Origin of the sequence: Rhodococcus sp. YH1 (assembly GCF_009939605.1) — a bacterium.
Taxonomy (GTDB): domain Bacteria; phylum Actinomycetota; class Actinomycetes; order Mycobacteriales; family Mycobacteriaceae; genus Rhodococcus; species Rhodococcus aetherivorans.
Map to the genome: position 1 here is coordinate 1 of NZ_WVTE01000042.1, position 14,972 is coordinate 14,972.

Consider the following 14,972-nt stretch of genomic DNA (forward strand, 5'->3'; position numbering starts at 1 on the left):
TGATCATCGCCGAGGGCACCTATGTGAACCACGAATCGCAGGCCTTCGTCGGCCAGCCGGGGATCGTCACCGGCGAGCAGGTGGCCGGCTGGCGGCGGGTGGCCGAGGCGGTGCACGACCGCGGCGGTCGCATCGTGCTGCAGGTGATGCACGGCGGCCGGGTCACGCACCCCGACGTGAACGGCGGCCGGCGGGTCGTCGCCCCGAGCGCGATCGCGATCGACGGTGTGGGGCACACGGAGAAGGGCAAGCAGCCGTACCCGGTGCCGCACGCGCTGACCACGGAGGAGGCGCGGGCGATCATCGGGGACTTCGTCGCCGCGGCCCGCCGGGCGATCGAGGCCGGGCTGGACGGCGTGGAGATCCACAGCGCCAACGGCTACCTGCTGCACGAATTCCTCTCCCCGGCCGCCAATCAGCGCGCCGACGAGTACGGCGGTTCGCCGCAGAACCGGGCCCGTTTCGTCGTGGAGGTGGTCACGGCGGTGGCATCGGCCATCGGCGCCGGCCGAGTCGGGCTGCGGATCTCGCCGGAGCACAACATCCAGGACGCCTACGAAACCGACCGGGACGACGTCCTGGCCACCTACGGCGCCCTGCTCGAGCAGGTGCGCCCGCTGAATCTGGCCTACCTGTCCGTGCTGCACGCGGACCCGGCCGGTGAGTTGGTGCAGGAGCTGCGCCGGCGTTTCGGCGGCAGGCTGATCGCCAACAGCGGCTTCGCGTCGCCGACCACCCGTGCGGAGGCGGTGCAGCTGATCGAGGCCGCCCATGCCGACGCCGTGGCGGTGGGCCGGGCGCTCATCGCCAATCCCGATCTGGTCGAGCGCTGGCACGGCGAGCACCCGGAGAACGAGCTGCGGCCGGCGTTGTTCTACTCGCCGGGCGCCGAGGGCTACACCGACTACCCGTTCCTGCAGGCGGGCTGAGCCTCAGGGCTGCGCCGGCCCCGCTCGGCAGCGGAGAGAACAACTCTCGCCGTCTTCATGGTGCGGTGACGGGCGCGACCAATCATACCGATAGATGCAGACTATCAATCGAATCAGACCGGTCGATTGGCAATATCTATCGAAAGTCGTTAGTGTTGACAACGTCAGAAACCCATATCGACCGAACAGAGGTTCAACGTGGCCCTGATCAACAAGCAGATCAAGCCCTTCTCCGCGACCGCCTACCAGGAGGGCGGCTTCGTCTCCGTGTCCGACGAGGACATCAAGGGCAAGTGGGCGATCTTCTTCTTCTACCCGGCCGACTTCACCTTCGTCTGCCCGACGGAGCTCGGCGACCTGGCCGACCACTACGAGGAGCTGCAGAAGCTCGGCGTCGAGGTCTTCTCGGTCTCCACCGACACCCACTTCACGCACAAGGCGTGGCACGACTCGTCCGAGACCATCGGCAAGATCAAGTACGCCATGATCGGCGACCCGACCCTGCAGATCAGCACCAACTTCGAGGTGCTGCGTGAGAACGAGGGCCTGGCCGACCGCGGCACCTTCCTCGTCGACCCGGACGGCATCATCCAGTTCACCGAGGTCACCGCGGAGGGCATCGGCCGCAACGCCGCCGAACTCGTCCGCAAGGTCAAGGCCGCCCAGTACGTCCGGTCGCACCCGGGCGAGGTCTGCCCGGCCAAGTGGGAAGAGGGCGACGACACCCTCGCCCCGTCGCTGGACCTCGTGGGCAAGATCTGACGCACCCGGATTCGACACCCCGGTAGTGCGGCGCGGGGTCCGGTCCGCCGGACCCCGCGCCACCCCCGGAGCGCCGAACCACCCGGCGCAGTTCCCTTCGCCCCGATCACCGTTCCGCCCCGTCGATGGAGTAGATCCCTATGCTCGAAGCCTCGCTTGCCGGCCAACTGAAGTCCCTCCTCGAGCGGCTGACGCTGCCGATCGAGCTCGTGTCCTCCCTCGACGACGGACCCAAGTCCGCCGAACTCGCCGAACTGCTCACCGAGATCGCGGCGATGTCGGACAAGGTCACCTACGAGCGTCGCGACGACGACGCGCGTCGCCCGTCCTTCGCGGTGCGCCGCGTCGGCACCGACATCGAGGTCCGCTTCGCCGGCATCCCGCTGGGCCACGAGTTCACCTCGCTCGCGCTTGCTCTGCTCCAGGTCGGCGGTTACCCGTCGAAGGAGCCCGAGGAGCTGCAGCAGCAGGTGCGAGACCTGGACGGCGAGCTGCACTTCGAGACCTACTTCTCGTTGTCCTGCCAGAACTGCCCCGACGTCGTGCAGGCCCTGAACCTGATGTGCGTGCTCAACCCGCGCATCAAGCACGTCGCGATCGACGGCGCCCTGTTCCAGGACGAGGTCGACGGACGTCAGGTGATGGCCGTGCCGACGGTGTACCTCAACGGCGAGCTGTTCGACTCGGGCCGCATGAGCCTCGAGCAGATCATCGGCAAGCTCGACACCGGCGCCGCGGACCGGGCGGCGGCCGCGATCGACGGGAAGGACCCGTTCGACGTGCTCGTCGTCGGCGGCGGCCCGGCCGGTGCCGCGGCCGCGATCTACGCCGCCCGCAAGGGTATTCGCACCGGTGTCGTCGCCGAGCGCTTCGGCGGCCAGGTGCTCGACACGATGGCGATCGAGAATTTCGTCTCCGTGCCCTACACCGAAGGCCCCAAGCTCGGCGCCGCACTCGACAACCACGTCCGCCAGTACGACGTCGACATCATGAACGTGCAGCGCGCGGCGAAGCTCGTGCCTGCGACCGAGGGCGGCCTCGTCGAGGTTGAGCTCGAGAGCGGCGCCTCCCTGCTCGCCCGCAGCGTGATCCTGTCCACGGGTGCACGGTGGCGTTCGATGAACGTGCCCGGCGAGACCGAGTACCGGAACAAGGGCGTGACCTACTGCCCGCACTGCGACGGACCGCTGTTCAAGGGCAAGCGCGTCGCCGTGATCGGCGGCGGCAACTCCGGCGTCGAGGCCGCGATCGATCTCGCCGGCGTCGTCGCGCACGTCACGCTCCTCGAGTTCGACTCGGCGCTGCGCGCCGACGAGGTGCTGCAGCGCAAGCTGCGCAGCCTGCCGAACGTCGACATCGTCGTCAGCGCGCTGACCACCGAGGTCCTCGGCGACGGCCACAAGGTCACCGGCCTGACCTACCAGGACCGCACCACCGAGACCGCGCACACGCTCGACCTGGAGGGCATCTTCGTCCAGATCGGCCTGCTGCCCAACACCGAGTGGCTCACCGGGACGATCGAGCTGTCGCCGCGCGGCGAGATCGTCGTCGACGACCGCGGCCAGACCTCGGTGCCCGGCGTGTTCGCCGCCGGCGACTGCACCACGGTGCCGTACAAGCAGATCATCATCGCCGCCGGCGCCGGAGCGACGGCAGCGCTCGGCGCGTTCGACCATCTCATCCGCACCAGCGCCCCGGCCGAGGACTCGGTCGCCGCGGTCGTCCGATAGTTCGTCCCTCGTGAACCTGCGTGATCTCGAGTACCTGGCCGCGGTGGCGCATCACCGCCACTTCGGCCGGGCGGCGGAGGCCTGTTACGTCAGTCAGCCGACGCTGTCGACCCAGATCCGCAAGCTCGAACAGGAACTCGGCGTCGAACTCGTCGAGCGGAGCCCGCGTCAGATCACCCTGACCGACGCGGGCCGGCAGATCGTGGAGCGGGCCCGGATCATTCTGAGCGAGACGGCGAACATTCGCGAGATCGCCCGGCAGTCCTCCGACCCGGAGTCGGGCACGCTCCGCATCGGCCTGTTCCCGACCCTCGCGCCGTACCTGCTCCCCCATGTCGTGCCGAAGGTGCGGGCGAGGTTCCCCGACCTCGAACTGCTGTTGATCGAGGAGAAGACCGAGGACCTCCTCGAGCGGCTCCGCGGCGGCGACCTCGACGTCGCCGTGCTGGCGCTCCCGGTCAACGACGAACACCTGCACCAGGAGTACCTGTTCTCCGAGGACTTCGTGCTCGCCGTCCCGGCCACGCATCCGCTGGCCGCCACGGCCGAACCTGCCCCTATGTCGGTGATCGCGGACGAGAGCCTTCTGTTGCTCGAGGACGGTCACTGCCTGCGGGACCAAGCCCTCGAGGTGTGCCGGTTGACCGGAGCCGCCGAACGCAACGGCTTCCGGGCGACGAGCCTGGAGACCCTGCGTCAGATGGTGATCGCCGGGGTCGGGGTGACACTGTTGCCCCGCCTGGCCGTCACCACCCCGGTCACCCAGCCGCCGGACATCCGGCTGCTGCGCTTCGAAGATCCCGTCCCGCATCGCCGCATCGGCATGTTCTGGCGCAAGAGCAGCGGCTTCCGCGACTTCCTGCCTCAGCTCGCCGAGATGTTCCGCCAGCTCCCCGCCGGCCTGGTCGACACGACACCGCCCTCCTGAGCCGGCAACCCGAGGCGACGGCCGGGTCGCCGCCCGCACGCCGGCATCGACGGAGGTGGTCATAATCGCAGGACACCGGCTGAGGAAGGACCGCATGAACGTCGACATCCCCCGCGATCTGCGGACCCGGCGCCGCCTGGACACCCACCAGGAGATCCACCGGGCTGCCCTCGAGTTGTTCGAGGAACAGGGCGTCCGCGAGACCACCGTCCAGCAGATCTCCGACCGGGTCGGCATCTCGGCCCGCACCTTCTTCCGGTACTTCACCTCCAAGGAGCAGGCCGCCCTGCCCGGACAGCGCCGCCTGCTCCTGGTGATCGACGCCCTGGAGGTCTCCGGCCCGGATCCCGCCGCCGTCCTGAGAAGCGTCGAGGCCGCCGCGGAGGCGGTGATGAGCCGGGAGACCGACCCCGACCTGGAGGAACACCGGCGCGTCGCGCGCCTGCTGGCGAAAGAGCCCGACCTGCAGGCGCTCGCCGCATCGCAGGAGCAGGTCCTCACGTCCCGCCTCCGGGCCCGCCTGACCGAACAGCTCCCGCACTACGACCCGGCGACGATCCTGCTGGTCGCCGAGACGGCCGTGGCCGTGTGGCGCACGAGCTGGGAGCGTTGGGGCGAACTCGCCCTCGCGGGCGAGGCCGCGGAACCGGTGGAGGTCTACCGCCGCTGCCGCGAGGAGTTGCGGCGCATCGTCGGCTGAGACCGCACTCGCACTGCCCGAGCCGCGATCGGCCGTCCGTCCGCGGTGTGGTCGGCATCCACACCCATCCGGCCCGCCCCGACCGTTCCGGGCCGCGGCCGCGTACTGCAGGATGGGCGGGTGCCCGAACCCACCCGCCTCGTCGCCGACGTCGACACCGGCATCGACGATGCACTCGCCCTGCTCTACCTGCTGGCGAGTCCGGACGCGGAGATCGTCGCGGTGCTCTCCACCGCGGGGAACGTGCCCGTGCAGCAGGTCACCACGAACAACCTGGCGTGGCTGCAGGTGTGCGGCCGGCCGGACATCGAGGTCGCCGTCGGCTCCGAGGCCCCGCTCGTCGCGCCGCTGATGACCACCGAGGACACGCACGGCCCGCGCGGCGTCGGTTACGCCGACCTGCCCGCCCCCGGACGCGGCCCGTCGGGCCGCAGCGCCGCCGAGGCATGGGTGGAGCTGACCCGCGCCCACCCCGGCGAACTCGTCGGGCTCGTCACCGGTCCGCTCACCAATCTCGCACTGGCGGTCCGGCTCGACCCGGAACTCCCCCACCGGTTGCGTCGTCTGGTCGTGATGGGCGGGGCGTTCAACTACCCGGGCAACACCACACCCACCTCCGAGTGGAACGTCGCGGTGGACCCCGAGGCCGCGAAGGCGGTGTTCGACGCGTTCTCCGCGGTCGAGCCCGGCCGTCGGCCGATCGTGTGCTCCCTCGACACCACCGAGTCCATCGCGATGCGACCGGAACACCTGCGACGGCTCGCCGAGACCGCGGGGAGCGTGCCGGCCGAAATCCTCTCGCCGGACGATCCGCGCGGACTGCGCTCGGAGGCGTCCCACCCGGTCGTGCGGTACCTGTCCGACGCCCTGCGCTTCTACATGGAATTCCACCGCGATCAGGATCAGGGTTTCCTGGCACACGTCCACGATCCGTTCGCGGCGGCGGTCGCCCTGGGAGCGGTGCCCGTCACCACCCGTCCGGCGACGGTCGACGTCGAACTCGACGGCCGGCTCACCCGCGGCACCACCGTCGCCGACTGGTCCGGCATGTGGGGCCGGCAACCGAACGCCGAGATCGTCGTCGCCACCGACCCGCCGCTGTTCTTCGACCACCTCGTCGAGCGGGTCGGGGCGCACCTCGCCGCGCTGTCCCGGACGCACGTCTGACCGAACGCCTATGGCCGAATGTCACACCGGCTCGATCTGATCGAACCGGTGTGACATTCGGCCACAAGGGGTTTCGCGGAGGTGGGTCAGGCGCGTGCCAGCACCTTCTCTTCCGGCTCGGCGGCGACGGCCGGCTTCGGCTCGGCGACCGGACCGTGGCCGTCGTCGACCATGGTCTCCTCGTCGAACGGGATGCGGCCGGCGAGGACGTCGCGGACGCGGCCGCGGTCGACGGTGCCGGTCCACGTTCCCACCAGCAGGGTGGCGACGGCGTTGCCGGAGAAGTTGGTGACCGCGCGCGCCTCGGACATGAACCGGTCGATGCCGACGATGAGGCCGACGCCGTCGAGCAGCTCCGGACGGTGGCTCTGCAGGCCGCCGGCGAGCGTGGCCAGGCCCGCGCCGCTCACTCCGGCCGCGCCCTTCGACGCGACGATCATGAACACCAGCAGGGAGAGCTGCTCGGCCAGGGACAGCGGCGAACCGAGCGCATCGGCGATGAAGAGCGAGGCCATCGTCAGGTAGATGGCGGTGCCGTCCAGGTTGAACGAGTAGCCGGTGGGGACCACGACGCCGACGGTGGTGCGCTCGACACCGACGTGCTCCATCTTCGCGATGAGCCGGGGCAGCGCGGACTCGGACGAGGACGTCGCGAAGATCAGCAGGTATTCGCGGGCCAGGTACTTGACCAGCTTGAAGATCGACACCCCGGACACCATGCGCAGCAGGGAGCCCAGCACACCGAACACGAACAGCACGCAGGTGAGGTAGAACCCGATCATGAGGGTGCCGAGCTGGACGACCGCGCCGAGACCGGTCTGCCCGACCACGTTGGCGATGGCGCCGAAGGCACCGATCGGAGCGAGCCACAGGATCATCGACAGGATCTTGAACACGAGCTTCTGCACGTAGCCGATGCCTCGCAGGACCGGCTCGCCGGTCTTCCCGAGGGCCTGCAGCGCGAAGCCGACCAGCAGTGCGACGAACAGGGTCTGCAGCACGCTGCCCTCGGTCAGCGCCGACAGCAGCGACGTGGGGATGATCGACGCGATGAAGTCCATGGTCCCGCCCGCGGCGTGGGCCTTGTCGGCCAGCGCGGCACCGGTGCCGGCGGTCTCCGGAGAGAGGTTCAGGCCGCTGCCCGGATCGAGCAGGTTACCCACCCCCAGGCCGATAGCGAGCGCGACGGTGGACATGCCGAGGAAGTACACCATCGCCAGGCCGCCGACCTTGCCGACGCTGGCGGCGGCCCGCACCGAGCCGATGCCGAGGACGATCGTGCAGAAGATGACCGGGCTGATCATCATCTTGATGAGATCGACGAACATCGTGCCGAGGACGCCGAACGACTTGGCGACGTCCGGGGCGAGCCAGCCGACGAGGACGCCGGCCACCACCGCCACGATGACACCGACGTAGAGCCAGTGCGTCCGGTCTTTGCGCTTGGCCGGCGACTTGGCACCGGGTGGCCGGGAGTCGGTGGACGTGCTCATGGCGGATCCTCTCGGATGGGACGTTTCGGGGGACTTCGTGATCGCGGTCACGTTCCTGATAGAAATGGTGGTAGCGCAGCCTCACCCGGTGAAGATTGCGTTCATTTCGTTCAGGTGATGTCGCGCTCACGAGGCGGACCCACCGGCATCCGGAAGGAGTACGTCCGTGCCGCCGACCGCGCACCGGCCGTCGATGAGCGTGGCACGTCAGCTGCTGGTGCTGCAGCTGGCTGTGCTCGCCCTGGTCATCGCCGCAGGTACCGTCCTCGTCGGGATCGACGAGCGCCGCGACAGCGACGACGCCACCCGCCGCACCGTCCTCGCCATCGCCGAATCCCTGGCCGGGTCCGACTCGACGGCCGCGGCGCTGCGCACGCCGGACCCGACCGCGGTGCTGCAACCGCGCACCGAACGGATCCGGGAGGCGACGGGCACCGACTTCATCGTGGTGATGGCGCCGGACCGGACCCGGTACACCCACACCGACCCCGCGATGATCGGTCTGCCGTTCAGCGGCAACATCGAACCGGCCCTCGCCGGCACCGCGTTCACCGAGACCTACGCCGGCTCGCTCGGCCCGTCCATCCGGGCGGTGGCGCCGATCCTCGACGACGAACGCGTCGTCGGCCTGGTCGCCGTCGGCGTCACCCGCGCGAAGGTCGCCGACCAGTTCGCCCGTGGGCTGCCCGCCCTCCTGGGCCTGTCGGCCGCGGCCCTGGCCGTCGCGGCCGCCGGCGCCGTGCTCGTCAGCCGGCGCCTGCGCCGCCAGACCCTCGGACTCGCACCGGACGAGCTGCGCCGGCTCTACGAGCACCACGACGCGGTCCTCCACGCGATCGGCGAGGGCCTGATCGTGCTCGGCACCGACGAGCCCGCACGTGTGGAGGTCGTCAACGACGAGGCGCGGCGCCTGCTCGGCCTCGGCGACGGCCCGGTCACGACGGAGGACCTGCCCGAGGCGCTGCGGGTGGCCGGCTCGGACCCGGACGCCCGCGGCGACGTACTTCTCACCGAGGACCGCGTCCTGGTCGTCGACCGCAGCCCGGTGCAGTGGGAGGGCCGACGGATCGCCACGGTGATGACGTTGCGGGATCGCACCGAATTGCGGAGGGTGCTGGGCGAACTGGACTCGGTGCGCGGATTCGCCGACGCGCTGCGCGCGCAGGCGCACGAGTCGGCGAACCGGCTGCACACCATCGTCACGATGGTCGAACTGGGACGCCCCGAGGAGGCGGTCGCGTTCGCGACGCAGGAGCTACGCCTGTCGCAGCAGCTCATCGACCGGCTCACCGCGTCGGTGCAGGAACCCGCGCTGGTCGCCCTGCTGCTGGGGAAGATCAACGACGCCGCCGAGCGCGGCGTGGAGCTGACCCTCACCGACGACACCGCACTGGGCGCGACGCCGCTCGGCACCCGGGACCTGGTGACGCTCGTCGGCAACCTGGTGGACAACGCCATCGACGCCGCGCGGGCCGTCGACGAGCCCTGGGTGGAAGTGACGATACGGCAGGATGATTCGAACATGATCGTCGAGGTGGCGGACAGCGGGCCGGGGATGTCGCCGGAAACCCTCGCCCGTGCCATGGCGCGGGGCTACTCCACGAAGGCGGACCACCACGGCCTGGGCCTGGCCCTCGTCGCGCAGGTGGTGGCGCGGCACCGCGGCACTCTGCGGACCGAACCGTCGCTGGGTTCGATGGTCGTCGCGGAGATCCCCCTGCAGGCCGAGCACGGAGGCGGCGCACGATGATTCGCGTCCTCGTCGTGGAGGACGAGCCCCGCATCGCCGATGCCCACCGCGCCTACGTCGATCGGCTGCCGCAGTTCAGGGTCGCCGCCGTCGCCAACACCGGGCAGGCCGCGCTGCGCGCCGTCGCCGACGCCGCGCGGACCGCCGAGCCGGTGGATCTGGTGTTGCTGGACATCGGCCTGCCCGACATGAGCGGCCTCGACGTGGCTGCAGCGATGAGCGGGATCCGCCCGAGCCCGGACATCATCGCCGTCACCTCCGCCCGCGACCTCGAGGTCGTCCGCACCGCCGTCGCCCGGGGCATCGTGCTGTATCTGCTCAAGCCGTTCACATTCGCGGCCCTGAGCGACAAGCTCGACCACTACCTGGCCTACCGCGACGCGCTCGGCGCGTCGGGCACGGCCACCGGCCAGCACGACATCGACCGGGCGATGGCTGCGCTGCGGACCTCCGATCCGCGCGCCTCGTCCCCGAAAGGCGTTGCGCCGCAAACCCTCGATGCGGTGGCCCGGTGCCTGCGGGACGCGTCGCGCCCGCTGACGGCCGCCGAGGTGGGCAGCGCGGTGGGCGTGTCCCGGGTGACGGCGTGGCGGTATCTGGAGCGCCTGGCCGACGACGGCGTCGCCTCCCGGCACACCGAGTACGGCCGTGCCGGCCGTCCGCAGATCCGCTACGCCCCGCGCTGAGCGGCGGCCGTTGTGGCCGAATGTCACACCGTGTCGTTTACATCGAACGCATGTGACATTCGGCCCCGGCGGTTCTCAGCCGCGGTATGCCCCGGAGGTCTCGAGCACCCACGCGAACTCGAAGGCCACCTCGCGCCACTTCTCGTACCGGCCGGACACGCCGCCGTGGCCGGCGCTCATCTCCGTCTTGAGCAGCAACGGGGCGTCACCGGTCTTGGTGGCACGCAGCTTGGCCACCCACTTGGCCGGCTCGACGTAGAGCACCCGGGTGTCGTTGAGGCTGGTGATCGCGAGGATCGCCGGGTAGTTCTTCGCCTCGACGTTCTCGTACGGGCTGTACGAGCGCATGTACTCGTACACCTCGGGGTTGTCGAGGGGGTTTCCCCACTCGTCCCATTCGATCACCGTCAGCGGCAGCGACGGATCGAGGATCGACGTGAGCGGGTCGACGAACGGCACGTTCGCAAGGATCCCGGCGAACAGCTCCGGCGCCAGGTTCGCCACCGCGCCCATCAACAGGCCACCCGCGCTGCCGCCGTCGGCGACGAGCCGGTCCGGGCCGGTGACACCGGCGTCGATCAGGTGCCGTGCGCAGGCGACGAAGTCGGTGAAGGTGTTCTTCTTCGCCAGCGTCTTGCCGTTCTCGTACCAGTGCCGGCCCATCTCGCCGCCGCCCCGCACGTGCGCCACCGCGAAGACCATGCCCCGGTCGAGGAGCGACAGCCGCGCCACCGAGAAACCGGGGTCGATGCTGGCCTCGTACGACCCGTAACCGTAGAGCAGCGCCGGCGAGTTCTCGGGCGTGCCCTTGCGGGTCACGATCGACAGCGGGATACGGGTGCCGTCCTCGGCCACCGCCCAGTCCCGGCGCTGTTCGTAGTTCGACGGGTCGAAGTCACCGAGCACCGGCTGGGCCTTGCGCAGCAACAGCTCTCCCGAATCCACGACGTAGTCGTAGACCCGGCTGGGGGTGATGAACGACGTGAAGCCGAGCCGCAGCATCGGCTGGTGCCATTCCGGATTCGCACCCGGGCCGACGGCGAAGAGTTCCTCGTCGAACTCGAGTTCGGTCAGCTCGCCGTAGCCGTCGGCGGTCAGCGGCCACACCGCGAGCCGGGTCAGCGCCTCCCGTCGGTACCCGAGAACGAGGTGCCCGGCGAACGCGTCGACGTCCTCGAGACGCACGTCGTGCCGGTGCCCGATGAGAGTGCGCAGCGCCGACGGATCGTCCACGGGCGCCTCGGCGAGGACGAAGTTCTCCGCCTTCTCGCGGGTGATCTCCCCCGTCGCGTCGTTCACCACCTCGACGACGTCGTTGTGCATGACCAGGAACCGGTCCTCGCCGCCGATGACGGCATGCTCGGCGCCGTACTCGACGCCCTCGCGGCGCGGCAGCAGCACCCGGAATTCGCCGGTGGGATCCGCGGATTCGAGCACCCAGCCCTCGGTGGTGATCTTGGATCCCACCCAGATCATCAGATACTTCTCGCTGCGGGTGGTACCCACCGACACCCAGTACCGCTCGTCGGGCTCGTGGAAGACCTTGACGTCCTCGGTGTGGGACGTGCCGAGACGGTGCCGCCATACTGTGTCCGGCCGCCACGACTCGTCCACGGTGAGGTAGAAGATGTGGCTGTGGTCGATCGCCCACGTCGCGCCGGGTGCGGTCCCGGGGATCTCGTCGGCGAGCAGCTCGCCGGTGCCGAGGTTCTTGAACCGCAGCGTGTAGCGCTCGTCGCCGACGACGTCGACCGAGTACGCGAGCAGCGTCCCGTCGTGGCTGATCGAGAACGCGCCGAGGGAGAAAAACTCGTGCCCGGCCGCCTCGACGTTGCCGTCGAGCAGCACCTGCTCGCCCGGCAGTTCCACACCCGGCGCCAGCTCCGGCGGATTCCAGTCGTCGGGGTCGGCGATCGGACAGCGGCACTGGATGCTGTACTGCTTGCCCTCGACGGTACGGGCGTAGTACCACCAGTCCCCCATGCGGGTGGGCACCGACATGTCGGTTTCCTGCGTGCGGGACTTGATCTCCTCGAAGATCCGCTCCCGCAGCGGCGCCAGATGCGCGGTCTGCTTCTCGGTCCACGCGTTCTCGGCCTCGAGATGGGCGATGACCTCGGGATTCTCCTTGTCGCGGAGCCACTCGTACTCGTCGACGAAGGTGTGTCCGTGATGGACCCGCTCGGACGGGACCCGCTTGGCGATCGGCGGGGTCATGCGCTCGGCCCCCACCAGTCGGCGAACGACAGGCCCGAGATCCGTTCGTAGGCTTCGATGTAGCGCTCCCGGGTGGCGTCGACGATGTGCTGCGGCAGGGGCGGCGGCGGGGTGTCGGACGCACGGTCCCAGCCGGACTCGGGGCCCGTCAGCCAGTTGCGCACGAACTGCTTGTCGAAGCTGGGCTGCACCTTGCCGGGCTCGTAGCCCTCGGCGGGCCAGTAGCGTGACGAATCCGGGGTGAGCACTTCGTCGGCGAGGATGAGGTTGCCGTCGTCGTCGAGGCCGAACTCGAACTTCGTGTCGGCGAGCAGGATGCCCTTGTCCGCCGCGTACATCGCGGCACGGCCGTAGATGTCGAGGGTGTCCTCGCGCAGCTTCACGGCGAGATCCACGCCGACCTTGTCGGCGACCTCCTCGAAGGTGATGTTCTCGTCGTGGTCGCCGAGTTCGGCCTTGCTCGCCGGGGTGAAGATCGGATCCGGCAGCTGACTGGCCTCCACGAGGCCCTCGGGCAGCGGGACGCCGCACACCGCGCCGGTCTTCCGGTAGTCGAGCAGGCCCGACCCGGTGAGGAAGCCGCGGGCCACGCACTCGATCGGCACCATCTTCAGCCGTTTGACGACGAGGGCGCGGCCGAGGACCTCGGCGGGGATGCGTTCGTCGTCGGGCTCCCCGGCGAGGTGGTGGTTCACCTCGAGCAGGTTGAAGAAGAACACGCTCATCGCGGTGAGCACCCGGCCCTTGTCGGGGATCGGGGTGTCGAGCACGTGGTCGTATGCCGAGATCCGGTCGCTGGCCACGAGGAGCAGGTGCTCGTCGTCTATGACATACAGGTCCCGGACCTTGCCGCCGGCGAGGTGGGGGTAGGACTGGAGTGATGGACGCACGCTGCCACCCTAGTGCGCCGCGCCGACCTGCACCGCACCCCCGTCCGATCGCCGGATCGTTCACTATGACAATGATCGTGACCGGAACCCCACCCCGAACAGGAGCGTGATGTCGGCCGCACCCCGGATCGACGTGGGTCTGCGCTCGGAACGCGGACCGATTCTCGCGGCTCTGATGCTCGCCACCGCGCTCGTCGCACTCGAGAGCACCATCCTGGCCACCGCCGTCCCGACCATCGTCGCGGACCTCGGCGGCTTCACGCAGTTCCCGTGGCTGTTCTCGAGCTACCTGCTCACGCAGGCCGTGCTCGTGCCGGTCTACGGCAAGGTGTCGGACGTGTACGGGCGCAAACCCGTGCTGCTGTTCGGCATCGCGCTGTTCGCGCTGGGCTCGGCGCTGTGCGCGCTGGCGTGGAGCATGCCGGCACTGATCGCCTTCCGCGCGGTGCAGGGTCTCGGGGCGGGGGCCGTGCTGCCGATGGCGCAGACCATCGCCGGCGACATCTACACCGTCGCCGAGCGCGCAAAGGCGCAGGGCTACCTCGCGAGCGTGTGGGGCATGTCGGCGATCGTCGGCCCCGCCGTCGGCGGCGTGTTCTCCGACTATGTGTCGTGGCGGTGGATCTTCTGGGTCAACCTGCCGCTGTGTGCGCTGGCCGCGGGGGTGCTCCTGCGGGCGTTCGCCGAGCCACGGCCCCCGGCCACCCGGCGGCGGGTGGACCTGGCCGGCGCCGCGACGCTCGCCACGGGTTCGGGTCTGCTGATCCTGGGTCTGCTCGAGGGCGGGCAGGCGTGGGCGTGGGCATCGGCGCCGAGCGCCGGGGTGTTCGCGGCCGGCACGACGCTGTTGCTGCTGTTCGTGTGGGTCGAGCGGCGGGCGCCGGAGCCGATCCTACCGCCGTGGGTGTTCGCCCGTCGTGTGGTGCTGACCAGCAGCGCGGTCGCTGCCCTCGTCGGCGCCGTGGTGCTGGGGCTGACCTCCTACGTGCCCGCGTTCGTGCAGGGGTCGCTGGGCACCACGGCACTGGTCGCGGGATTCACCCTGTCGACGATGACGATCGGCTGGCCGCTCGCGGCGGCTCGTTCCGGCTGGTTCTACCTGCGGATCGGGTTCCGCAACACCGCGATGATCGGGTCCGTGCCGGTGCTGGCCGGCACGGGTCTGCTGACGCTGCTCGACGAGCAATCGCCGGTGTGGCACGTCGCGGTGTGCTGCGTGCTGGTCGGTCTCGGGATGGGCCTGATCGCGAGCCCGGCGCTGATCTCGGCGCAGTCGAGCGTGACGTGGGCCGAGCGGGGCCTGGTGACGGGGGCGTATTCGTTCGCCCGATCGATCGGCAGCGCCGTCGGGGTCGCGGTGTTCGGCGCGCTGGCGAACTCGGCGCTGGCCGCGGACGGGGTCGCCGGGTCGGGCCCCTTGGAGCCGGAGCGGCTCGCCGACGCGGTGGCTCCGGTGTTCGTCGCCCTTCTCGTGGCCGCGGTGGGCCTGGCGGTGACGGCCGCGACGATGCCGAACCGGCCCGCCGAACCACCCGGCACCCCTTAGGTTGGAAAGGCTCACCTAAGGTGTGGGTCATGTCGAACGAAGACGGGCTGCTGCCCAGCGTCATCGAAGTCGCGAAGGTCGAGGACATCACCCCCCGCATGCGCCGCGTCACGTTCGCCGGCCGCGGGGTCGAGGTCTACGCGAGCGACCCGACCCGCGTGCCCAACATCAAAC

General features: G+C 70.0%; 12 protein-coding genes. 9 read left to right on the plus strand and 3 right to left on the minus strand.

The annotated features are described in order from the left end of the window. The 6 genes from AIIKEEIJ_RS04570 to AIIKEEIJ_RS04595 form a co-directional block, all read left to right on the plus strand. On the plus strand, window positions 1-929 hold a 929-nt coding region (locus AIIKEEIJ_RS04570; protein WP_161995046.1), incomplete at its 5' end, for an oxidoreductase. Between the two features lie 198 nt (window positions 930-1,127). After that, window positions 1,128-1,691 carry an alkyl hydroperoxide reductase subunit C gene (gene ahpC / locus AIIKEEIJ_RS04575; RefSeq protein ID WP_050034622.1) on the plus strand — a complete coding sequence of 188 codons (564 nt, stop codon included), beginning with the start codon at window positions 1,128-1,130 and terminating at the stop codon, window positions 1,689-1,691. A 140-nt stretch (window positions 1,692-1,831) separates the two neighbouring features. Continuing rightward, window positions 1,832-3,421 carry an alkyl hydroperoxide reductase subunit F gene (ahpF, locus tag AIIKEEIJ_RS04580; protein WP_161995047.1) on the plus strand — a complete coding sequence of 530 codons (1,590 nt, stop codon included), beginning with the start codon at window positions 1,832-1,834 and terminating at the stop codon, window positions 3,419-3,421. A gap of 10 nt (window positions 3,422-3,431) precedes the next feature. Next, window positions 3,432-4,349 carry a LysR substrate-binding domain-containing protein gene (locus AIIKEEIJ_RS04585; protein WP_006931958.1) on the plus strand — a complete coding sequence of 306 codons (918 nt, stop codon included), beginning with the start codon at window positions 3,432-3,434 and terminating at the stop codon, window positions 4,347-4,349. Window positions 4,350-4,443: 94 nt separating this feature from the next. Next, window positions 4,444-5,049, plus strand: a complete 606-nt coding sequence (locus AIIKEEIJ_RS04590) for a TetR family transcriptional regulator (RefSeq protein WP_006931956.1) — start codon at window positions 4,444-4,446, stop codon at window positions 5,047-5,049. Window positions 5,050-5,169: 120 nt separating this feature from the next. Next, on the plus strand, window positions 5,170-6,216 hold the full coding sequence (locus AIIKEEIJ_RS04595; RefSeq protein ID WP_029541357.1) for a nucleoside hydrolase: 1,047 nt from the start codon (window positions 5,170-5,172) through the stop codon (window positions 6,214-6,216). Between the two features lie 86 nt (window positions 6,217-6,302). Here the strand turns inward: AIIKEEIJ_RS04595 and AIIKEEIJ_RS04600 are convergent, their stop codons facing one another. Then, entirely contained in the window at window positions 6,303-7,709 is a 1,407-nt protein-coding gene (locus tag AIIKEEIJ_RS04600) for a C4-dicarboxylate transporter DctA (RefSeq protein ID WP_006931951.1), read from the minus strand. A 193-nt stretch (window positions 7,710-7,902) separates the two neighbouring features. Here AIIKEEIJ_RS04600 and AIIKEEIJ_RS04605 point away from each other — a divergent pair, with 193 nt between their 5' ends. Beyond that, window positions 7,903-9,459, plus strand: coding sequence for an ATP-binding protein (locus tag AIIKEEIJ_RS04605; protein ID WP_202916583.1), 1,557 nt, complete (start codon window positions 7,903-7,905; stop codon window positions 9,457-9,459). Further along, window positions 9,456-10,145: a response regulator gene (locus AIIKEEIJ_RS04610; protein WP_161995049.1), complete on the plus strand. Its 690-nt coding sequence runs from the start codon at window positions 9,456-9,458 to the stop codon at window positions 10,143-10,145. Before AIIKEEIJ_RS04605 ends, AIIKEEIJ_RS04610 begins: the two co-directional genes overlap by 4 nt. A 75-nt stretch (window positions 10,146-10,220) precedes the next feature. Here the strand turns inward: AIIKEEIJ_RS04610 and AIIKEEIJ_RS04615 are convergent, their stop codons facing one another. Then, window positions 10,221-12,362, minus strand: a complete 2,142-nt coding sequence (locus AIIKEEIJ_RS04615) for a prolyl oligopeptidase family serine peptidase (RefSeq protein WP_161995050.1) — start codon at window positions 12,360-12,362, stop codon at window positions 10,221-10,223. Next, on the minus strand, window positions 12,359-13,252 hold the full coding sequence (locus AIIKEEIJ_RS04620; RefSeq protein WP_006931941.1) for a phosphoribosylaminoimidazolesuccinocarboxamide synthase: 894 nt from the start codon (window positions 13,250-13,252) through the stop codon (window positions 12,359-12,361). The genes AIIKEEIJ_RS04615 and AIIKEEIJ_RS04620 overlap by 4 nt, the downstream gene beginning before the upstream one ends. A 109-nt stretch (window positions 13,253-13,361) precedes the next feature. Here AIIKEEIJ_RS04620 and AIIKEEIJ_RS04625 point away from each other — a divergent pair, with 109 nt between their 5' ends. After that, complete coding sequence (locus tag AIIKEEIJ_RS04625; protein WP_161995051.1) at window positions 13,362-14,798, plus strand: MFS transporter; 1,437 nt, start codon at window positions 13,362-13,364, stop codon at window positions 14,796-14,798. The last annotated feature ends 174 nt before the right edge of the window (window positions 14,799-14,972 follow it).

Excerpts from the sequence above, each read along its gene's own strand:
- AIIKEEIJ_RS04590 (WP_006931956.1), top strand. The coding sequence starts at position 4,444 with ATGAACGTCGACATCCCCCGCGATCTGCGGACCCGGCGCCGCCTGGAC.
- AIIKEEIJ_RS04615 (WP_161995050.1), bottom strand. The coding sequence starts at position 12,362 with ATGACCCCGCCGATCGCCAAGCGGGTCCCGTCCGAGCGGGTCCATCAC.
- ahpF (WP_161995047.1), top strand. The coding sequence starts at position 1,832 with ATGCTCGAAGCCTCGCTTGCCGGCCAACTGAAGTCCCTCCTCGAGCGG.
- AIIKEEIJ_RS04625 (WP_161995051.1), top strand. The coding sequence starts at position 13,362 with ATGTCGGCCGCACCCCGGATCGACGTGGGTCTGCGCTCGGAACGCGGA.
- AIIKEEIJ_RS04600 (WP_006931951.1), bottom strand. The coding sequence starts at position 7,709 with ATGAGCACGTCCACCGACTCCCGGCCACCCGGTGCCAAGTCGCCGGCC.
- AIIKEEIJ_RS04605 (WP_202916583.1), top strand. The coding sequence starts at position 7,903 with ATGAGCGTGGCACGTCAGCTGCTGGTGCTGCAGCTGGCTGTGCTCGCC.
- AIIKEEIJ_RS04610 (WP_161995049.1), top strand. The coding sequence starts at position 9,456 with ATGATTCGCGTCCTCGTCGTGGAGGACGAGCCCCGCATCGCCGATGCC.